This is a genomic window from Treponema ruminis (genome assembly GCF_014201975.1).
GTDB classification, from domain to species: domain Bacteria; phylum Spirochaetota; class Spirochaetia; order Treponematales; family Treponemataceae; genus Treponema_D; species Treponema_D ruminis.
Map to the genome: position 1 here is coordinate 133,526 of NZ_JACHFQ010000001.1, position 20,650 is coordinate 154,175.

The following is a 20,650-nucleotide window of genomic DNA, read 5'->3' on the forward strand; positions in this document are numbered from 1 at the left end:
AAATTGGCAATGAGAAAGAGTTTTCTCAAGCCTGCCAGACCGTTCAGTCTTTCACTGACACTTTTTGAAAAATTCATTAAACTAGATACAACTTTCATTATGCTTACGACCAAAACATCAGAATATGAAAAACTTCACGAAACTGCGTTAAGGGCGCCCTCCTCAAGCGGTGTATATCTTTGGCGGAATCACGAAGAAACCGTCATTTATGTTGGCAAAGCAAAGAACCTGAAAAACAGGCTCTCCTCTTATTTTTCGGGCGATAGGGGCATAAAAACCCAGCTACTCGTCTCAAATGCGGCATCAATCGAGTACATCACAACAAGCAATGAGTACGAGGCCTTTCTTCTTGAGAACAACTTAATCAAGAAGTACAATCCCCGCTACAACATCCAGCTCAAAGACGGAAAATCTTACCCCGTTCTCAAAATCACAAACGAGGAATTTCCGCGCTTTTACAAAACACGCCAGGTTCATCGCACTGATGGTGCCACATATTTCGGTCCCTATCCGGATTCAGGCGCCCTCGACACTTTCATCGACAGCCTCTACAAGGTTTACCCCGTAAGGCATTGCCGGACTTTCAAAAAGCGTGAGGCTCCCTGCATGTATTATCACATCGGGCGTTGTAAAGCTCCGTGCTGCAATAAAATCGATAAAGAGACCTATAATGTATATATCGAAGAAATTCGCTCTCTACTTGAGGGGAAAGGCGATGAAACAGTAAATAAACTCACAGCCCAGATGAAGGAAGCAGCCGCCAGCCTGAACTTTGAAAAAGCGGCCCGACTGCGTGACGGACTCCGTGCACTCACAATCATGCAGAATCAGAACATAGTCGAAGATTTTGCCGCCGAGGACCGGGACTACATAGCACACTGGCGGGAGGGCGAGCTTGTTAGCTTTACGGTTCTCAAAATCCGAGGAGGAAAGCTTTTGGGCCGTGACAATTACCGGGTCGAAAGCCTGAACGAAGACGACGAGCTTCTCGAAGAGTTTGCACGGGCCTACTACACGGACAAAGATTCCCTGCCGCCCAAGATTTTTATCGACGAAAAGGACAACACGGAATTCCTCGAAAAATGGCTTGAACAATTGGAGGGGGAAGTCTCCCCCTGCGCCTCATCTAAAGAATCGGCTACCCTCTCTGCGGGGAGCGAAGCAGGTAGCGGAAGTTCCAGCGCTAGTCACTGCGAGGAACGAAGTGACGAAGCAAAGCATAACGCCTCCCTCCTCACTCCTAACTCCTCTCGTGATATTGCGGCTTTGAACATGGCCCGCGAGAACGCCAAGGAAGACATCATCCGGCGGATACGAGAGCGCGGAGACATGCCGGCTCTGCAGGAACTTAAGGATTTGCTTAATTTGCCCCGGCTGCCTGAGCGAATCGAGGGCTTTGATATTGCCCATATCGGCGGAAAATTCCCGGTCGCATCTCTTATCAGCTTCTGGAAGGGAAATCCTGATAAGAAAAATTACCGCTACTTCAGGCTTAAAACGACTAACGGCGTAATCGACGACTTTGCCTCAATGAGAGAAGCCGCCACCCGAAGATATTCCCGGCTTTCAAACGAAAACGCCGAGCTTCCAGACCTTATCCTTATCGACGGTGGCATCGGTCAGGTAAACGCCGTTGACGGAATCCTCAAAATGCTTAACCTCGACATTCCGATTGCGGGTCTTGCCAAGCGCGACGAGGAAATCTGGCGGCCCCATGCAAGCCATCCGATTTGCCTGCCGCGGCGGAGCGATGCACTCAGGCTTTTACAGCGCGTACGTGACGAAACCCACCGTTTTGCGACAAGCCGCAACCAGCCTCTGCGCACAAAGGAAAACACGGTCTCAGTCTTCATAAATCTTCCTCACGTCGGCGAAAAGAGGGAAAAAATCCTCATCAAGACTTTTACAACACTCGAAAATCTTGCCGCAGCCGAGGAAGCCCGGATTGCCCAGGTTTTGCATATCCGTGCCCCGGAAGCAAGCGAAATTCTTTTGGCTGCCCGGGCCGAGCTTGAAAAACGCAATGAGACTAAAGAGCCAAAGAAGACAATCTTTCAGGCTCAGCTTGGCACTGGCGGTTCAGAAGGGGACGAATCTTATACCTCAAGTCTGGCGGATGCGGCCCTGGAATAAAAAAAGACTGCGCAGGGATTGTAGCCCCGAAGTTGCCGTGTTGCTTACGCGATGTCGGAAGCTGCGCGGTAATGAGCGTTAGCGAAGGGCGAAAAGCCCATCAGCAGGCAAATTTGCGCCCAAAATTATCACGGGATATGAAAAAATCCTTGTTGTTTTGTTCAAAACCGTGTTATACTGAAATATAATTAGATTAGCTATGTTTTTTTCATGTCCTCGTGAGGCAATTGCTTTCTTTTATGTACTAGCCGATTTATTTTGTGCCGGCATAATGGGAATCTTGCTTTATACAACACTGTCAGATGTTGAGCGCAATAACAAAAGGCTTCATCTTCTCGCTGTACTGATCACGGTAATCATTTATTGCTTTGCAGACGTAATCTGGGTGCTGGCATTCAGCAATGTGGTCATTCCATGCACTCAACTTTCGCGCTACCTCACCAACATTTTCACTTACACAGTCATGACATTTTGCTCCTACACAATCTGTCGTTTTTTCCTTTCAATCTGGGAGTCTGTCACAAGCGGAGTTTTGCCCAAAAAGCTCCAGCTGGTTTTCATTCCTTTTGTATTTTTCATCATTCTCACATTCACAACCCCTTTGACAGGCCTTTTTTTCAGCATCAATTCAATTGGCGTACTGCTCAAAGGGCCTCTGTACAGCCTCTACATGACCTTCATGTTCGGCTACATAATTATCTTCGCGATAATTTCACTTGTTTTCTATTTTAAAACCCAGAATGATTTCGCAAAGGAACAATACAGTTTTGCGGCAATTTACGCAGTTCCAGTTTTAATCGGAGCTTATCTGCACACCAAATACTGGACTTTGCCATCGTTTGCCATGGGCTTTACTTTCGCCACCCTCATCATCTACATTTTCCAGATGCGTGACCTGGTTACAATCGATTCCCTCACCGGAATCAATAACCGCAGGCAGGGCGAGCGATTTTTCCAGGAGCAGATCCGCCGCATAAACGAGGAACCTCATTCCACAATCGACTGCCTCTACCTCTTCATGATGGACCTCAACAAATTCAAGTCTATCAACGACACTTACGGCCACAACGAGGGCGACCGGGCTTTGATTGCAACCGCCGACGTGCTCAAGCAGGCCTGCTCCCACATTTACCGAAAGTGCATCATGAGCCGCTTTGGTGGCGACGAATTCGTAATCGGCGTTGTCTTTACGCCCGAAGAAGCCAATCTTCTCAACGAAAAAATCCACGACCTCATTCAAAAGAAGAACGAAGAGCTGAACGCACCATATAAAATCTCAATCAGCGTCGGCTACACCTACTACAAAAAGGAATTCAAGGATTTCCGCACTTTCCTCACGCACGCAGACAAGCTCATGTACGAGATGAAGGAAATAGCGCACCGTGAAGCGGAACTTGAAAATCAAGACGAGTAGTGATTTTCAAGTCACAGATTTCACTTTCATAGAGAGGGCGCGACTCGCCTGGTTTTAAATTTTTGTCCAAGTCAAGGCCGGCGAAGCGGATTCTTTTTAGGTAAATTACTTCGTTTTCCATAGCGCGGAAGATTCTTTTTACTTCGTGGAATTTGCCTTCGGTCAGGGTGATTTGGCATTCGCTGGGGGAGAGCCAGTGGATTTGGGCTCCGCTGGATTTCTGTTCAGGGGATTTTTTTTCTGGAGGAAGGGTTAGGCCCTGCCCGGCTTTCTGGCAGTATTCCTTCTGTTGAATTTCTGTGACCAAATTTTTCAGGCGGACGAAATATGTCTTTTCGATTTTGTTTTCCGGGCGGGTCAGGTAGTCTGAAAGTTTTCCGTCGTTTGTGAAAAGCAGGAGTCCTTCCGTGTCACAATCCAGCCGCCCCACGGAATGAAGTTTTGCGCCGTTTGAAATAAGCTGGTCGGGTGAAAAATGCTCATAGACAGTGCGGTGACTGTCACTCACAGTGGAACAAACCTCGCCCGCAGCCTTGTTCATGAGAAAGTAATAATACTCGGAAGGAACTTTTTTATAACGCATTTTTAAGCTATTCGCCGTCGCTTTCTTCCGCCTTTACAAGAAAGAGCTTAATTCCCTCGCCTGTGAACCTTTCCTTTACAGCCTTGATTATTGCTTTCATCATGGCGACATGCTCATCCTCGATGTAGCTCACAAGGATAAAGTTGGTCTCAGGCCAGGTGCCGTTTCCCATTTTGTAGGAATTTTTGCCCCGGCCCACTACAGTCGGAATGATTGTGTAAAGAACGCCGGGAATATGTTCTTCCATGAGCGAGACGATTTCGTCCTGCACGGATTGATTGGCGATAATTTCACATCTAGTCATTTTTATCCTCCGCCAGAAGCACCTTGATTCTGCTCTTGTGTATGTTCTTTTCCTTCATGATGAGCGAGTACAAGACCGGGATGAAGAAGAGGGTGATGAAGGTGGAACTTGTAAGGCCACCGACTACGGCAACACCGATTGGCTGAACCATGCCCGCACTTCCGCTTGTCGCAAAGCACATGGGGACCATGCCCAAAATCGTGGTCAGGGTTGTCATCAAAACCGGGCGCAGTCGGCTTGCACCGGCTTCGAGACAGGCTTCCTTCATTTTGTAGCCGCGGTCAATCAAAAGATTCGTGTAGTCAACGAGGATGATTCCGTTGTTTACGACGATTCCAACCAGCATAATCAGACCGACCGCACTCATCATGCTGAATGCCTGTCCGGTCAGCTTGTAAACGAATACAACGCCGATAATCAGGAACGGAATTGTCATCAGGTTGATGAAGGGAGCCTTAAAGCTCTCGTAGGTTCCGGCCATTACTCCGAAAACGAGCAGAATCGCCATCAATATGATAAGACCGTAAACCCTTCCCTGCTCCTGAGTGTCCTTCCAGTTGCCCTCGTAAGAAATCGTAACTCCGTCCGGCACGATGAAGGTGCTGGCAATTCCGGCCTTGATGTCATCCTCGACCTCGTAGTCATTTCGCTTACCGTTGTTGTCCGCGCTAACTGTGACAACCCGGGTCTGGTTTGCACGTCGGATTGAAACCGGTCCCAGTCCCTTTACGACTTTCGCAAAGTTCGCCACGCTGACCTTGCCCTTGCTGCCGTTCACATAAATCTGTTCCAGGTCAGAAACGCTCTGCCTGTCACCTGGCTGGTAAAGCAGAACCATGCTGTATTCCTTTCCGTCCTGGCGGTAAGTTGTGGCAGTAACGCCGTTAATCGCATAGTTGATTTCCCTTGCGACCGTCGTAACGTCAACACCGAAAGAATAGGCCCTCTGGCGGTCGATTTCAATTTCAACCTCTGGCAAGCCTTCCTCGGTATCAATCGAAACCTCACCGATATCAGGAATCGTCTCCATAACGCCACGAACCTGGGCAGCAACTTTGAGGGCCGCATCCAAATCGTCCGAGCGGATTTTCAGCTTGAAGGAAGCACCTGTCATCTGCCGCATGAATCCCTGGGAGAAAGAGAAGCGGGCATCGGTGAAATCCCCGAAATGGGCGCGGAGTTTCTGCTGAATCGTCTCGCTGGTGTCAATCTGCTCTTCGGTTGAAGGCAGGTTTATCTGAATCGAAGCCTTGTAGGATGAGCTTGAGCCCCAGCCGGTTCCAATCGAAGTAATCAGGGTTGTGTATCCCTTTATTTCTTCCTCACAGATTTTTTCAAAAGACTTGATGACGGCTGTAGTTTCGCTCAGAGTGGTTCCGATCGGCATGGTCAGGTTCAAAGTAACGCTGTCATCGCTGCCGCCGGTCATCATCTGGATTCGCAGAGTCGGAATAAAGACAAATGCCATCAAAAGGACGCTGACGCAGACAATACAGGTGACCAGCCTGTGGGAAAGGGCTGAATTAAGGGCCCGGCGGTAAAGGCCAGTCAGCTTAACAAGTGGAATTTCAAGCAGTTCATAGAATCTTTTGAGGGGCTTGAAAGTCACCGGCTTTTCCTTGCGGTTGGTGAGGGGGAAGAATTTGCCCGCCAGAACAGGAACAAGGAAAATCGCTACGAAAAGTGAAGAGACAAGGGCGATTACGACCGTAAAAATGATTCCCTTGAACATCTGTCCCATCATGCCCAGATTCTTCATGAAGAAAAGGAAAGGAATGAAAACACAGATTGTTGTGAGGTTACCCGAAACGACCGACATGACCATTTCCTGGGAACCGAGAACCGCCGCAACTTTTGGCTGGGCCCCGCGGGTCCTGTAGACGTAGATATTTTCAATCATAACGATGGAGGCGTCTACAATCATACCGACACCCAGAATAAGGCCTGTCAAAGTCATCATGTTGAGGGTGATTCCGGCAAAATTCATGCACAAAAGGGTAATAACGATGGAAAGCGGAATCGAAATCGCGATAATCATCGTTGACTTGCCCGACTTCAAAAAGAGGAAAAGAATTATGACCGCAAGCAAGAGACCTGTATAGGCTGACTCAATCAGAGTGTTGATTGTATCGTTGATTGATGTGGAAGAATCGCGGATTATCTCAAGGCGGATGTCGCTCGGCAAAATTTCCTGGATTTCAGCAAGCTTTTCCCGGGCCGCCTTTGCAACAGTAACGGTATTTTTGCCCGACTGCTTGGTGATGCTCACATAAACGCCCTGCTGACCGTTGATGTAAACTTCGCTGGACTTGTCCTTGTAGCCCATGTAGGCCCGGCCTATGTCGCTGAGCTTAACTCCGTAGCCGTTCAAGGTCGTGATAATCGTATTGTTTACTTCATCGATGCTGGCAAATTCGCCTGTCGTTCGGATTGTGTAGTCGTGGGTTCCCTCTGTGATTTTTCCGCCGCCAAGCTCAAGATTCTGCTTACCCAGAGCCGAATAAACGCCTGCCATGGTAAGGCCGTAAGCCGCAAGCCTGTTCTGGGAAATGTCCACGCGAACGATTTTCTGCCGTCCACCGGAAACGCTGGCTTCAGCAATGCCGTCAACCTGCTCGAACAAGTCAACAATCTGGTCTTCGGCAATCTGCTTTAAATCATCATTTGAACGGTTTCCCCGCACCGCAATTCGCATAATCGGCATGGAATCCGAATCCATCTTAAAAATAGTCGGTGTTCCTGCCTCATCCGGCAAATTCCTTGTTACGCGGCTGATTTTGTCGCGCACGTCGTTGGTCGCAGAATCCAGGTCGGTTCCATAATTGAATTCAAGAGAAATTGAAGAAGAGCCTGCTGAAGAAGTCGAAGTAAGATTTTTGAGTCCGCTCACCGAAACAAGTTGTCCTTCAAGTACCTTAGTTACGGCTTTTTCGACAGATTCCGGTCCTGCGTTCGTGTATGAAGTTCGCACCGTGATGTAAGGATTCTCAACATCCGGCATCAAACTGATTGCTACATTTTTGAGCGTGAACAATCCCATAATCAGGAGAAGAACAAAGACAATCAGCGTGAGCACAGGATGATCAAGCGTTTTTTTAGATATACTCATAAAAAGTCCTCAATAATAAAAAATGGGGCGTTGCGGGGAGGCCCCGCAGAGGGGGTAGCGGAAAAGCAACGCTTTGGAGCGAGGGGGAGACATCCCCCTTTAATTGCTCATTGCTACCTACTTACTCCATTCGTAATATCCTGAATCTTGGAACCGTCGCCCAGAGATGTCTGTCCCTGAACAACTACCCTTTCGCCAGCCTTTACGCCTGTCAAAATCTGAACGATTCCATCAACCGTATTTCCAAGGGTAACTTCGCGTTTTGAAACCGTAGAATCCTCGTTCACAACATAGGCAAAATAGCTGTCTCCGTTCTGAACAAGCGAATCTTTTGGCATTACAACCTGACCCGTGTAATCTTCCGTAAAAAGCTTAACCTTGCCGAACATTCCCGCATTAACCCTCTCGTCCTTAGAATCAAAATGAAGTATAACTTCCTTTGTACGGCTGGTCGTGTCGACAACCGGGCTGACTCTAGTAACGGTCGCCTTAAAAATCACACCGGGATAGGCTTCAACTGAAATGTCAGCCTTAAGTCCTGTTTTTAGGACTGCTACAAAACGTTCAGGAATATTCGCGCTGACTTGCAAATTCGCTATGTCACCGATAATTGCAATTGTCGTATTTGTCGAGACCGTAGTTCCGTTTTTAAGGGGAGTTGAAATGATGCTTCCTGAAATCGGAGCATAAACCGGACTTTTCTTGTAATACTGACCTGGCGCACTCGGGTCAATGTAGGCAATAATGTCGCCGCGCTTAACAGGAGAGCCCAGCATTACGTTCGTTTCCATGACTTTTCCTGAAACATCCGGGAAAACGTTTACCGAGTTCTGACTTTCGATTTCACCGTTTGTCGAGATGTAACCGTGCAGGACAGTTTCTTCAAGAATCTGAGTTTTTACCGAGACAACAGAATTTCCGCCTCGTCCCCTCCTCATTGCTCCCGGCCCCTGATTTGCTCCGGCCTGTTTTTTGGCAATTACAATGCAGAGGGCCAGCAGGGCCAGCACAGCCACGACAACAATCTGCGGCTTAGTCAACTTCAATTTCATAATCAACTCCTATTTTCCCAATGTTCCGAATTCAACGCCGATAGTGTTTTCAAGATTCAAAATAGCTTTAATCAGCGTTAATGTCTCGCTCTTCAAGGAGACCTGTGCGTTCAGCAAAGATGTATTCGCGTTCTGCAGGGTGAGCAGGTCCTTTGTACCGCGATTGTAGGCCTCAGCCGTCATGTCATAAGTCTTTTGCGCCAAAGTGACGTTAGCCTGCTTGTATTTTATTGACTCCTGGCTCTGCTTAATCGACCGTAAGCTCGACATTACTGTTCGTGCCAGATTTTTCTTTTCATTATCAAGCTGAAGTTCCAGATCCTTGACCGTGTCCTCTGCCGTATCAATCGCATCATTTCGCTCAGACCAGGGAAGAATGCCGTCCAGAGGAATTGAAGCCGAAAGCCTTACTGAAGCAGATTTTTTCGGATCCTCAGGCGTTCCGTCATAGCCGACATACCACTTTTCATCGCTCCAGTTAAATGAAGCGTTCAAATTCGGGGCGTATGCCGAAAACCTCTTGCTCAGCACGGAATTCTTCGCATTTTCAATCTTGTACTCAAGCTGTTTAATGGAAGAAGACTGCACGCTTTTCAGATCAACCGAAATTTCGTTCAGGTTTATCAAATCATCAAGAGTTCCGGCCAGCTCGATTTTTTCGTTGAGCTTAAGGCCCAGAGTCTGCTTGAAACTTGCCATGTCGTTCAGAAAAGTCGTTCTCGCGCTCTCAAGTGTCGGAATCTTACTCTTGTAATTTACTTCCGCAGAAAGAACGTCGATTTCACTCAGCCGTCCCTGATTGTATTTTGCAAGGTTGTTGTTGTACTGAGTTTTAGCAATCTCAAGGTTGCGTTCCTGCAAGACAATGTTCTCACGTTCGTACAGAAGACCGTAAAAAGCCTCGCGCACGCCAAGTTCCACGGATTTAACCGCATCATCAAAAGTCAGCTTGCCGGATTCATATGCAATTTTCGCCGCGTTCATGGAAGTGTAAAGATTAGCGCTCAAAGAAAGGGAAACTGTCGCCGAAAGACCAAAGCTAGCCGTGTAATTTGAATCCACATCACTCAAAGCATCAATAGGAACAGTAGACGAAGCAGAAAGGCTAGCCGTTGGACTTATACTGTTCCAGGAATGAGATTTTGCCCTCGCCGCCGCATCAAGAGTAATCTGAGAGCGGGCAACCGAAACATTGTTCTTTTTTGCAAGCTCAACCGCCTCATCAACAGTCAGCGAACGGACAGCCTCATCTGATTGTCCGAAACTCATCGATGAAGCCAGAAGTAGCACCACCGACACCAAAATTTTACTTTTCATACCCTTATAACATCGGCAAAAAAATTTAGTTTCAACAAAAATGCTGGTGGGTCAATAAGAAATATCTTACATTTTGGCTGCTGCTTTGGGATAAAGAAAAATTTTCCTTGCCGAATTGCGGAAAATTCTATATTTTTAAAGTATCAAAATGATTTAATATTTGGAGGAAATATATGAAACTCAAACCATTAGCTGACCGCGTTCTTCTCAAACAGGAAAAGGCCGAGACAAAAACTGCTTCAGGAATCATCATTCCAGAGACAGCTCAGGAAAAAACTCAGACAGCCACAGTTGAAGCCGTAGGTCCAGGAACAGAAAAAGACCCAATCACAGTAAAAGTCGGTGACCGAGTAATGTACGACAAATACGCCGGAGTCCAGGTAAAAATGGACGGCGAGGACTACCTCATCGTTAAGAACAGCGACATCATCGCCGTAGTAGAGTAGTAAAAGAAGAAAATAAAATATTTTTCACTTGCAGACAAATGCAAAAAAAAGGCGTGAAGGAGTGAAACGGCTTACGAAAACACTCGTTTTGTGCTGCCGCGTAAGCGGCAAACGTATATAGTTACAAGCACAAAACGCGTGTAGCAGGCTAGCCTGCGGTTTCGATAAGCCGTTTTCACGACTGGAAGCCTTTTTTTTGTTTTATCACAAAAATTGTAAAAACCTATTTATTTTCTATCTGACGTTTTAGTAATCGTGCATCCGCGTTGCTCATATCCAAACTAAGGCTGTAGCGCAAAGACGTTCTTGCCGCATCCAAATCACCCATTTCAGCCTGAATTTTTGCATTTCTATACAGTAATTTTGACTTAATTTCCCTGGATTTTGACTTTCCTGCAGCCAGAGAATAAAGTGCAAGAGCCTTTTTGCGCTCGCCAGTGCTTGAATAAATCATCGCAAGATTTGCCGCGCTCGAAGAAGCCGCCAGTGGTGACATCGAGCTGATGTTTCCGGAAGCATTTGCATTTTTTACGCCGCCGGTTTCAAAAAGCACGTACTCATAAAGGCGTTTTGCCGCAGAAATATTTTTTTCGAGCAGGGAGAAATAAGCCGCAAATTCAATTTCCCAGATTTCCATCCGGTCTGATTTGTCTGCTGCCCGGTCTCCAAAGGCAAGGCGGGCAACGCTTTCTGGAATCACGGACACCCTTTCAATCTTTTCGCCACCAAAAATATCGGTCTGAACCATTTCGCTTGTACCAGCTTCGCTGGCCTTCTTCCGATAGTTCAAGTCAAATTTGGCATCAATATAATTCATGAAAAGCTCGCGGCCTTCTTCAATCAACCCGAGTGACAGGAATTTCTGAACCGCAAACTGAACCAGATGAGACGGATAAAGATTTGTGCCCAGCTCGTTCTGCTCAAGTTCTTCCCAAATAGCCGCAGTTTTTTGAGTGAGATTAAGCTCCGGGTTGTCTTTGAGATAAAGTGAAAGGCGTTCGACAATCAAATCATCGTTGTGCTTGATTCCGGCCTTGCTTTCCCGCTCAAGGGTGTCCTGCATTCGGTAAAGGGCATCGGCAATCGTAAATTTTGGCCGCTCGTCATATTCCCGCATTTTATTGGTGCGCAGGCTTGTTTTTCGAAGGGCCTTTTCAAGCTCCGACATCTGAAGGGGCTGAGAGTCCTTCCAGGAAAGCTTGCCGTAAGTGATGAGGGCAGGAATATAATCTGGGACTTCGATAAGGGCTTCAATCAGGTTTTCGTAAGACTTACGGTACTGCTCATGACGGAAGGCGTAAAGCGAAGAATTGACCAGAATTGACGGCGGAATCTTTGTTCCGTTTTTCTGAGCATCAGAAATAAAGGCTTCTCGATTGATTTGAGCGCTTTCTTCATCATCAAGCATCATATAAGCATCAGAAGCAAGAAGGGCTGCGCTTGGCCTCAAGATTGGCGAGCGGACCTGTTCAAGATTGCGGACAGCTATATCATAATTGCCTGAATCATACTGAACATAAGCCCAGAAAAGGGCATCCTGTGAATCCTCAAGATCACGCTGCAAGGAAGAAACGAGGCCGTAATCACCACGAAGAAGATAAATCAGGGCACAGTTACGGAGCCAGCGGCTGTCATTCGTGCCGACATAAGTGTCGTAGTAAGCGGAAGAAATTTCCCGGGAAAGAAGCTGCTTGGAAAGTTCCTGAAGATTTTCGTTCTGCAAGAGCTTTTTCATGATTGCTTCGGAACGGATTGAGCCGTATTTGGTTCCCTCAAGGATTTTCGTAATGTCGATTGCTTTTAAAAGCTGACCGTGCCTGAGCAGGAAATGACCGTAAACGGCTGTAAGTTCAAGATTGTCGGGGAGTTTTTTGAGGCCCTTTACCAGAACCTTTTCAGCCCGCTTTTCTTCGCCAAGAGTCATGTAGCGGCGGTAAATTCCAAGGCGGGCAAAAGAACTGTAGGCCTTTTTTTCGTATTTTTTGAGAAGACGCATTGCTTCGGAAGCATCACCATTCTTGATGAAAATGTCGATGCTTTCCATTCCGCTCATAAATGAAGAATCTTCAGTTTTTGAGCAGGAAGCAAAAAAAATTCCTGCCAGAAAAAGAATTGTGCATAAAGCGAATATTTTTCTTACAGCAGGACATTTTTTCATGTGGAACTCCAATTTTTAATCTTCATTCCATTTTATAGCGTTTTTTTTATATTGTCGAGAATGGCATTCACAAACTTGTATGAGTCGTCCGGTCCGTAGTTCTTTGCGATGTCAATTGCCTCATCGATTACGATAGATGGCTCAACATCTTTTGTGAACATGAGGGAATAGACGCTCATTCGCAAAATAGCAATTGTAACTTTATTGACGCGGCTGAAATCCCAGTTTGTGAGGTGGGCTTTAATCGTTTCGTCAATCTTTTCGATGTTTTCGATTGTTCCGGCAATCAGCATGCGGGTAAAAGCAGCACTTTCGTCATCAAACTTTGCTTTTGGAGCCGATTCTTCGGCTTCGTTTTCATCACCCTCGCGTGCTTCTGTTGAATTTGATTCAACCCAGTTTAATTCGAGAACGTCTTTTTCACTCATTCCGCCGACATCCCAAGAGTAAAGCCCCTGGAATGCGGTAATTCTAGATTTTCTTCGTGACATTATTTTTCCCAGTTAAGCAATTTTTTAAGTTTTTCTTCTTTCTGCTTGTATTCAAAGTTGCTCGGTGTGCGAAGACCTTTTGTGATGTCCTGAACTGCGGCGATAAGCGCCTGGCTCTGCATCTGATTTGTAAGATTCTGCTTGATGTAGTCGTAAACTGTGATTGTTGTTTCCGGCTGAACCAAATCAGAAATTGAAAGCATTTTTGCAGCGTACTTCTGGCGGACTACATAGAACTGGAAGTCAGTTTCTGTCTCGTTGAGCTTTGACATGTAGCCGATATCGCGTGTGAAAAGTTCAAGCAAATCATTGTAAGAAATACCAAGTTGCTGAGCGTGCTGAGCTGTTTTACCGATCAGCAGGTCTCCGCCCTGATAGTCTTTTCCGCTGTCTGCCTTGATTTTGTCGTAAGAAAGAGATTTGTCTTTTGCGCCTTTGAGAAGAGCCTCTGCCTTGATTTTTGCACCGGCTGCGTTGTCACCTTTTGGAACAACTACCAGAAAGAGTTTGACCATATCATTCTGTACGAAAGAAGCCTTGTTCAAGTCGTAGAATTTGCGGATATCCTCGTCTTTTGGAGCGAGTTTAGCGATTTCGTCTTTTTTGTTCTGGAGAACATACTGCTGGGCAATGAGCTGATTTTTGAGATATGCCTTGTAATCAGCAACGTTCATTCCGACCTGAACTTTCATGAAGTCATCGAGTGACTGACCTGTCTGCTTTTTAACGATTTCTGAGAATTCTGACTCTGTTACAGGACGGCCAACCTGCTGGCTGACGTTCTGAAGGAAGTACTGATTGACCTGAGTATCTGTGATTGACATGCCGGCCTTTTGAGCTGCCTGAACGACAAGTTTTTCATCAATCATTGCGTCAAGAATTTCTTTCTTCTGCTCTACAGTGAAATTTGAAGTGTTGTTCTGCTTCTGATAAATTTCAACGCGGTTTTTAAGCTGCTTAAGCGTGATTGTCTCAGATTTATTGAGTTTTACGACAGCCAACGGCTGTAAATCCGACTGAGCGAACGCACCGAACGCCATCGAAAGAGCAAGTGTTGCAGCAATTACAAGTTTTTTCATTTAAAAATTCCTCTAAGGGTAATAACAAAGATACCCAAATTTCGTTACAAATTTTACTGTGGATCGAGCGGCAATCCGCCTGAAATTACGGCACGGATTCGGCGTACACCGGCTGAGCTTGACTGCTCCTTCTGGATTTTGAATTCGCCGATCTGTGCTGTGTGCTGAACGTGAGGACCGCCACAAACTTCCTTTGAGAACCAGTCTGATTTCGGATCTTTTCCGATTGTGTAGACTTTTACGTCCTCGCCGTATTTGTTTGTGAAGAGGGCTCGTGCACCTTCTTTCTGAGCTGCCTCAAGAGACATGATTTCCATTGTTACTGGCAAATCTTCTTTTATCTTGGCATTAACGATGTCCTCGACCTGCTGAATTTCTTCTTTTGTCATAGGGCGCTCAAAAGTAAAGTCGAAACGCATACGCTCGTTGTTGATATTTGAGCCCTTCTGAGCAACCTGGTCGCCGAGAACATTGACCAGAGCCTGCTGCAAAAGGTGTGTTGCGGTATGATATTTTGTTGTTGTGTCGCTCTGCTCTGCAAGACCGCCCTTAGCCTTTCCTGCATCGAGTGATTTTGAAGCTTCCTGGTGCTTGCGCTCTGCCTCTTTGAAGCCTTCGATATCGACTGTGAAGCCGTTTTCTGCGCCAAGCTCCTGAGTAAGCTCAAGAGGGAAGCCGAATGTATCGTAGAGACGGAAGGCAACTTTGCCAGAAATCTCTTTTTTAGGATTCTTCATGAGGTTTGGAAGGAGTTTCTGGAACTCTGCCTCACCCTTTGAAAGTGTTACACGGAACTTTTCTTCCTCGGCTGTGAGCTCTTTGCGGACTTTGTCGCCGTTTGTCTCAAGCTCAGGGTAAGCGCACTTGAAGTTCTCGATTACGACATTTGCAACTTCTGCAAGGAAGGCCTTTTCGATTCCGAGCTTCATTCCGTGGCGGACAGCACGGCGGATTAAGCGGCGGAGAACATAGCCTGCACCAACGCGATCCGGGCTTACACCGCGGACGTCACCGATGATGAAGACAGATGCGCGGGCATGGTCAGCGATGATTCGTACTGACTTGTCCTTTTCTTCGTCTGAACCGTATTTATATGAAGAAAGTTCTTCGATTTTTGCGATGATTGGCTGGAAAACTTCTGTGAGGTAAACAGATTTTTTGCCCTGGAGAATACAGTTTGTGCGCTCCAGGCCCATGCCTGTATCAACGTTCTTTTTCTCCAATGGAAGGAGAGTTTTTTCGTCGATGCGGTTGTACTGCATGAAGACGTTGTTCCAGATTTCCATCCAGTTTGCAGAATCTGTGCCCTTGTTTGAGCCAACTGGAGGCAAGCCTTCGCCAACCCAGTAGAAAATTTCTGTGTCTGGACCACAAGGACCTGTTGGACCTGCTGCCCACCAGTTGTCGCTTGCAGGAAGATAAGCGATTTTATCTTCTGGCATGCCGTTTTCCTTCCAGTAACCAGCGGCTTCTTCATCACGAGGAGCGTTCTCGTCGCCAGCAAAAACAGTTACTGAAATCTTTTTTGGATCAAGGCCGAGCCAGTCTTTGCTTGTAAGAAATTCGTAAGAGAAAGCAATTGATTCTTTTTTGAAATAGTCGCCCAAAGACCAGTTTCCGAGCATCTCAAAACAAGTGAGGTGGCTTGGGTCGCCGACTTCTTCGATGTCACCAGTGCGGATACACTTCTGATAGTCGGTCAATCGTGTGCCCGCCGGGTGTTTTTCACCGAGCAAATAAGGAACGAGCGGGTGCATGCCGGCCATTGTAAACAAAACTGAAGGGTCATTTTCTGGAATCAGGCTCTGTCCAGAAATCTCAACATGATTCTTTGACTTAAAAAACTCAATATATTTTGAGCGTAACTCATTAGCTGTCATAATCTAAAGAGTTTACTACTTTTTCAAAATAAATTCTACACGTCTGTTCTTCCAGCGGTCTTCGAGGGCCGTAGAAAGAGTTGCGGGATTTTTGCTGCCGTTGCCGACTGCCTTGAGGTTTGCGGCCGTAACTCCGTCTTTTACGAGCCAGTCACGGACATACTGGGCGCGCTGCTCAGAAAGGAGCTTGACTTCGTCCTCTTCGGCCTGAGTTCCGGAAAGATTGTTTGCATTTCCTTCTATTTGAACATTGTAGTCACGGAATTTTTTGAGGATTTCCGAGATTCGGCCAAGAACCTTTACGTTGTTTTCGAGAGTTTTCTGGTCGAGGCCCTTTGTTTTTCCGTCGTAATTCGGATTCTGCATGAGTTCTTCGGTCGTTTTAAAATCAGCGGCATCACTTCGGAATGTAATGGAAGGAACCTGAATTTTGACCCTCTCGCCGTCACGAACGACAAGAACATCGACCTTTACAAAGCCTTTTACCGTACTTGAAAGATTGTTTGAGTCTGTTACAGTAAATTCGTAAGGATAATCAGTAGCCGACTGAACGACCTCGCCCCGGGCACTTTTTCCGTTCCAGATGATTTTTTCCTGCAGCTTGTCAGTGCCTTTTGCTATCCAGAAAGGTTTGAGCGTTGCAGGATCTTCCACAGTGAAAGACCATGCTGACATCGGAGAATCACACTCGGCCTTTACCATAATCGTGAGATCATCATATTCGCCATCGCCATCCGGTGAGAAATATTGCGGAGAAATTCCAACAGAAAGTTTTGGCTCTTTTGAATTCTGAGGGGCTTCTGACTGAACGAATGACTGAATTTCCTCGACCTTTGCAACCTCGTCTTCTTTTGGAGGCGTGTATTTTTTGAGGACCAGAGGTGCATTCTGTTCTTTATAAAAGCCTTCTGGGCTGATTACAACCGGATTGAGAAGAATCGTGTCCCTGTCCTTTTCCGACTGGAAGGAAGGAAGGTAATTTTCCTTAAAGAAGGGAAGCTCATGGGCAGAACGGAACTGAATCAGAGTGCTGCCGGTAATTTCGTTTGTCGTAAAGCGGCCTGAATCGTAAGAAGACTTACCGTTTGCAACATAATTTGCGTCAGTAAATTTAAGAATCGTGTGGTCGTTTGTTTCCCAGTTTTCCTGTTCGATGAGGCGGGCAATGCATTCTGCCTGAGGACTTGCCCCTGCCCTTTCCGGCTCCCTTGCAGTAAATTTCTTGTAATTTCCGTCCCACTGGGTGCTTTCGTTGATTAACATGCGGACGTCGTCCTGGAGCTTGATTTTGATTTCGTCGGTGCTGACCAGGGAAATGTCAAAGCGGCGCTGCAGGTTTTCGATTGACTTGTTTACCGCAGAAAAATAGATTCCGTTGCGGCGCAGGGTGCTTTTGAGCCAGGAATAAACTTCCTCGGAATCCTCATATTCAAAGATGATTTCGGAATTGGCGTAGTCAAAGGAAATGTAGCGGATTTTTGAGCCTGTGTTTTCTGTTTTGTACCAGAGGCCTTCCAGGAATTTGCCGAAAGTTGCGACCGTTCCGTCCTGAATTCGGGCCAGTTCTTTGGCGGCGACCCGGTTTCCTGATACGCGGAGGGTTCTTGTTGCGATATAAGCGCCCTCTTCCTCGCTCCACTCATACATGGTCTGAATCTGATCAAGCTGGGAAGAATCAGAACCGAGATTTTTCTGGTCAGAAGTGTAAACCCAGACCGGGAAGCTCTCGCCCCTAGACTGAGAAAGTTCGTAACTTTCCGGGCGGGGAGTCTGCTGAATGAAAATCGTGCCGTCTGCCTCAAAATCACCGATTGGCCTGAGAAGGAATTCGCCCTTTTTATTCCGCGTTCCCTCGTAAATCTTGAGGACTACATTGCCTGAATCAGTAACGCCCTGATAAACCAGGGAATTTTTATGATTTCCGATTACGTCCATGCTGGTGCAGGCGAAGGTTTTCATCTGTGTGATTTGAGTTGCAAGATAATTTGAGCGGGTATAAGTGCCTGTTTTTGAATCGTAAAGACCGACGATAAGGACGATATATGGACTTGAAGTAGTTTTTACCATATTAATCTGGTCGTCCGCACCGTCTCCGTCTATGTCCATTTCCAGAGTACCGACTAAAGTTTCGCCGTTTGAAAGTTGAATGAATGAAGTGTGCTCAAGGCCGTCTGAATAATCACTGGATTTAGGCCCTGATTCGGGATTGCCGACGATTGGAACAACGACTTTTGCACGAGAAATTGATTTATCGACTACAAAAAGATTACGGCTGAAAAACAAAAGAGCAAGAGCCGCACCCGCCAGCACGAAGATGACGGGAATTAATCGTTTCATGGGAAATTATTCTAACAAAAAAGTAAGCTAAAGTACACTAGGACAGGACGTTCTTGAAATCTCTGTTCATGAACATAAACATCGAAATCGCCATGATGATTGAAACAATGTCAGCAATCGGCTGAGAAAGAATCAGTCCTTCGAGATGGAAAATAGAGTTTAAAATAATTGTACACGGAACAAAAACAAAGCCCTGTCGGCTGACTGCAAGTGCAAGAGATTCCTTTGCCTTGCCCATGGCCTGGAAGGAGAAGTTCAATACGAACATGATTCCGAGAAGAGGACTTGAGTACATGAGTGCGCGGAGCATCTTAACGCCCATATCGATTACAGCTCCGTCTCCAATGAATACGCTTACAATCTGACGAGTGAAAATCCAGTAAAGTACGGCAAGAATAACGCCCGCGATGGTATTGCAGAGAACTGCGAATTTCATGGTATCCTTCATGCGGCGGAAATTTCTTGCACCGAAGTTGTAGCCAACCAGAGGCTGAACCCCCGCACCCAAACCAAGCTGCACGAAAACTACGAGCATGTTTGCCTTCATCGCGATTCCCATGCCTGCGACTGCAACATCTCCGTATGTGACAAGGAATTTGTTCATGAGAATGTTGCTCAAGCTCATGAGGATGTTTGTGATTGAAGCCGGAAGACCAATCAAAAGAACGCCCTTGAGGATTCCGTCACGAATCTGGAAATACCTGGGGCTGAGTGTAAGTACGGAAGAAGATTTTACGACATGGAAGAAGTAAACGGCGATTGAAACCAGGTTGCCGATTACGGTTGCGATTGCAGCTCCGGCCACGCCGAGACCAAGACATGGAATTCCGAGGAAAGAATCAAGGATGAAAATAGGATCGAGGATGATGTTTGCCACTGTTCCGGCCATCATTCCTTTCATTGAGCTTTGAGCCGCACCTTCTCCACGAATCAAGTTTGTGAAAGCCGTGGAAATTACGATTGCAGGACCGCCATAAGCAATCCATGAGAGGTATGACTTTGCAAAGCCGAAAGTGTTTTCACTCGTACCGACAGCGTTGAGAATCTGCCTCATGAAAACGAACATGAGGATGGCGCCAATCACGCCGACCAGAAGACCTGCGTAGAGACAGAACGAACTGATTTTCTTGGCCTTATCATATTGTTTTTCGCCCAAAGCCCGGCTGAGGAAAGATGAGCCGCCCATACCGAAGATGTTTCCGGCAGCCATAAAAAACAAAAACACTGGAGTCGCCACACTCACCGCAGCAACCTGATTAGGGTCGCCTGTTCTTCCTACGAAAAAAGTGTCTACCATATTATAAAAGACAGCAACAATCATGCTTAAAACGGTAGGAAGAGCTAACTTAAAGACCGCCTTTGGAATCGGGTCTTTCTCAAAAACATCAATATTCTTAATCATGGTAAAAATTTAGCAGAAAAAAGTAAAAAATGTCAACAAACGTTAAAGAATTATTAGCATCAAAAGAAAAAGCGGATAAAGTTAATTTTAAAAAATCTAAAATCTAATTTTTTTCTATGAAAATTTAAAAACATGTAGTATAATTTAAAAAGATTTTAAAGAGGTTTTAATGGAACGAAGCATACTTTTTGTTAGCGAAGCTCAGAACTTTTTAGTTACCGCAATGATAAAGTCCCTCAAAGAAGCCCGCTTTGACGTATCGACCGCCGAGCCTGACATGGTTGAAATTTCACTGATTCAAAACATTCCAGACATCTACATCGTTTATCTCGAAGGCGATTTAAACAAATTCAACGGCACCCTTAAATACCTCAAAAAATTAGTCACCGAAGAAGGCCACGACCGGGTCCTTTACCTTATCGGCAACCCCATGGAAATCGAAGCCGCCTACGAAGTCTATCCAAAATCCCTCGTTTCAGCTTCATTCAGCCGCCCCGTAAACATTCAGGACGTCATTAAAAAGCTCAACATGCTCATCACAAGCGAAGAGGGCGGCACACCAGGCCGCAAAAAAATTCTCGTCGTAGATGATGACGGCGTAATGCTCCGCACCATGAAAATCTGGCTTTCAAAAAAATACGAAGTTTACATGGCAAACTCAGGCCTCAACGCCCTTCAGTTCCTTTCTTCAAACCACGTTGACCTGATTCTTCTTGATTACGAAATGCCTGTCGCTTCGGGCCTTCAGATTTTCGAAATGCTCAAGCACGACGTAAACCTTTCAAACATTCCGGTAATATTCCTCACTTCCAAGGATGACAAGGAAACAGTCATGAAGGTTCTTGCCGCAGGTCCGGAAAAGTATCTCCTTAAATCTTCCGAACCAGACATGCTCCTTAAAACTGTAGACGATTTCTTTAAAGGCAAATAATAGTTCTCATTTTT

15 protein-coding genes are annotated in these 20,650 nt (G+C 46.2%); 4 read left to right on the forward strand and 11 right to left on the reverse strand.

From position 1 onward, the window contains the following. Positions 1 to 99 precede the first annotated feature (99 nt). Both uvrC and HNP76_RS00550 read left to right on the forward strand, forming a co-directional pair. Positions 100 to 2,133: an excinuclease ABC subunit UvrC gene (gene uvrC / locus HNP76_RS00545; RefSeq protein WP_184657162.1), complete on the forward strand. Its 2,034-nt coding sequence runs from the start codon at positions 100 to 102 to the stop codon at positions 2,131 to 2,133. Between the two features lie 199 nt (positions 2,134 to 2,332). Further along, positions 2,333 to 3,547, forward strand: coding sequence for a GGDEF domain-containing protein (locus HNP76_RS00550; protein ID WP_184656385.1), 1,215 nt, complete (start codon positions 2,333 to 2,335; stop codon positions 3,545 to 3,547). On the opposite strand, the gene HNP76_RS00555 is transcribed toward HNP76_RS00550, so the two are convergent. The 5 genes from HNP76_RS00555 to HNP76_RS00575 all read right to left on the reverse strand — a co-directional run bounded on the left by HNP76_RS00555 (position 3,486) and on the right by HNP76_RS00575 (position 9,912). After that, a complete protein-coding gene (locus HNP76_RS00555) occupies positions 3,486 to 4,130 on the reverse strand; it encodes a pseudouridine synthase (RefSeq protein WP_184656387.1) in 645 nt (214 codons plus the stop codon). The genes HNP76_RS00550 and HNP76_RS00555 overlap by 62 nt on opposite strands. Positions 4,131 to 4,137: 7 nt before the next feature. After that, positions 4,138 to 4,434, reverse strand: coding sequence for a PG0541 family transporter-associated protein (locus tag HNP76_RS00560; RefSeq protein ID WP_184656389.1), 297 nt, complete (start codon positions 4,432 to 4,434; stop codon positions 4,138 to 4,140). Then, positions 4,427 to 7,543 carry an efflux RND transporter permease subunit gene (locus HNP76_RS00565; protein WP_184656391.1) on the reverse strand — a complete coding sequence of 1,039 codons (3,117 nt, stop codon included), beginning with the start codon at positions 7,541 to 7,543 and terminating at the stop codon, positions 4,427 to 4,429. The genes HNP76_RS00560 and HNP76_RS00565 overlap by 8 nt, the downstream gene beginning before the upstream one ends. 113 nt (positions 7,544 to 7,656) lie before the next feature. Further along, the gene (locus HNP76_RS00570) at positions 7,657 to 8,595 is read right to left on the reverse strand and encodes an efflux RND transporter periplasmic adaptor subunit (RefSeq protein WP_260308972.1); all 939 of its coding nucleotides are present in this window, start codon (positions 8,593 to 8,595) and stop codon (positions 7,657 to 7,659) included. Between the two features lie 9 nt (positions 8,596 to 8,604). Then, positions 8,605 to 9,912: a TolC family protein gene (locus HNP76_RS00575; protein ID WP_184656393.1), complete on the reverse strand. Its 1,308-nt coding sequence runs from the start codon at positions 9,910 to 9,912 to the stop codon at positions 8,605 to 8,607. 173 nt (positions 9,913 to 10,085) lie between these two features. Here HNP76_RS00575 and HNP76_RS00580 point away from each other — a divergent pair, with 173 nt between their 5' ends. Further along, complete coding sequence (locus HNP76_RS00580; RefSeq protein WP_184656395.1) at positions 10,086 to 10,358, forward strand: co-chaperone GroES; 273 nt, start codon at positions 10,086 to 10,088, stop codon at positions 10,356 to 10,358. A 223-nt stretch (positions 10,359 to 10,581) separates the two neighbouring features. On the opposite strand, the gene HNP76_RS00585 is transcribed toward HNP76_RS00580, so the two are convergent. From HNP76_RS00585 to HNP76_RS00610, 6 genes are read right to left on the reverse strand one after another with little or no spacing between them, the layout of a single operon-like run. Next, a complete protein-coding gene (locus tag HNP76_RS00585) occupies positions 10,582 to 12,516 on the reverse strand; it encodes a tetratricopeptide repeat protein (RefSeq protein ID WP_184656397.1) in 1,935 nt (644 codons plus the stop codon). A gap of 32 nt (positions 12,517 to 12,548) precedes the next feature. Beyond that, the gene (gene nusB, locus HNP76_RS00590) at positions 12,549 to 13,007 is read right to left on the reverse strand and encodes a transcription antitermination factor NusB (protein ID WP_184656399.1); all 459 of its coding nucleotides are present in this window, start codon (positions 13,005 to 13,007) and stop codon (positions 12,549 to 12,551) included. Next, the gene (locus HNP76_RS00595; RefSeq protein WP_184656401.1) at positions 13,007 to 14,086 is read right to left on the reverse strand and encodes an MOSP complex formation periplasmic protein, TDE1658 family; all 1,080 of its coding nucleotides are present in this window, start codon (positions 14,084 to 14,086) and stop codon (positions 13,007 to 13,009) included. Before HNP76_RS00595 ends, nusB begins: the two co-directional genes overlap by 1 nt. 53 nt (positions 14,087 to 14,139) lie before the next feature. Continuing rightward, positions 14,140 to 15,966 (reverse strand): alanine--tRNA ligase, encoded by a 1,827-nt coding sequence (locus HNP76_RS00600; RefSeq protein WP_184656403.1) that lies wholly within the window; start codon positions 15,964 to 15,966, stop codon positions 14,140 to 14,142. 15 nt (positions 15,967 to 15,981) lie between these two features. After that, positions 15,982 to 18,303 (reverse strand): pallilysin-related adhesin, encoded by a 2,322-nt coding sequence (locus tag HNP76_RS00605; protein ID WP_184656405.1) that lies wholly within the window; start codon positions 18,301 to 18,303, stop codon positions 15,982 to 15,984. Between the two features lie 37 nt (positions 18,304 to 18,340). Beyond that, positions 18,341 to 19,705, reverse strand: coding sequence for an MATE family efflux transporter (locus HNP76_RS00610; protein ID WP_184656407.1), 1,365 nt, complete (start codon positions 19,703 to 19,705; stop codon positions 18,341 to 18,343). 169 nt (positions 19,706 to 19,874) lie between these two features. On the opposite strand from HNP76_RS00610, the gene HNP76_RS00615 reads away from it, so the two are divergent. Beyond that, a complete protein-coding gene (locus HNP76_RS00615) occupies positions 19,875 to 20,636 on the forward strand; it encodes a response regulator (RefSeq protein ID WP_184656409.1) in 762 nt (253 codons plus the stop codon). The last annotated feature ends 14 nt before the right edge of the window (positions 20,637 to 20,650 follow it).

Coding starts and splice junctions, on each gene's coding strand:
- HNP76_RS00600 (WP_184656403.1), bottom strand. CDS start 15,966: ATGACAGCTAATGAGTTACGCTCAAAATATATTGAGTTTTTTAAGTCA.
- HNP76_RS00575 (WP_184656393.1), bottom strand. CDS start 9,912: ATGAAAAGTAAAATTTTGGTGTCGGTGGTGCTACTTCTGGCTTCATCG.
- nusB (WP_184656399.1), bottom strand. CDS start 13,007: ATGTCACGAAGAAAATCTAGAATTACCGCATTCCAGGGGCTTTACTCT.
- HNP76_RS00550 (WP_184656385.1), top strand. CDS start 2,333: ATGTTTTTTTCATGTCCTCGTGAGGCAATTGCTTTCTTTTATGTACTA.
- HNP76_RS00595 (WP_184656401.1), bottom strand. CDS start 14,086: ATGAAAAAACTTGTAATTGCTGCAACACTTGCTCTTTCGATGGCGTTC.
- HNP76_RS00605 (WP_184656405.1), bottom strand. CDS start 18,303: ATGAAACGATTAATTCCCGTCATCTTCGTGCTGGCGGGTGCGGCTCTT.
- HNP76_RS00610 (WP_184656407.1), bottom strand. CDS start 19,705: ATGATTAAGAATATTGATGTTTTTGAGAAAGACCCGATTCCAAAGGCG.
- HNP76_RS00580 (WP_184656395.1), top strand. CDS start 10,086: ATGAAACTCAAACCATTAGCTGACCGCGTTCTTCTCAAACAGGAAAAG.
- uvrC (WP_184657162.1), top strand. CDS start 100: ATGCTTACGACCAAAACATCAGAATATGAAAAACTTCACGAAACTGCG.
- HNP76_RS00565 (WP_184656391.1), bottom strand. CDS start 7,543: ATGAGTATATCTAAAAAAACGCTTGATCATCCTGTGCTCACGCTGATT.
- HNP76_RS00555 (WP_184656387.1), bottom strand. CDS start 4,130: ATGCGTTATAAAAAAGTTCCTTCCGAGTATTATTACTTTCTCATGAAC.
- HNP76_RS00560 (WP_184656389.1), bottom strand. CDS start 4,434: ATGACTAGATGTGAAATTATCGCCAATCAATCCGTGCAGGACGAAATC.
- HNP76_RS00615 (WP_184656409.1), top strand. CDS start 19,875: ATGGAACGAAGCATACTTTTTGTTAGCGAAGCTCAGAACTTTTTAGTT.
- HNP76_RS00585 (WP_184656397.1), bottom strand. CDS start 12,516: ATGAAAAAATGTCCTGCTGTAAGAAAAATATTCGCTTTATGCACAATT.
- HNP76_RS00570 (WP_260308972.1), bottom strand. CDS start 8,595: ATGAAATTGAAGTTGACTAAGCCGCAGATTGTTGTCGTGGCTGTGCTG.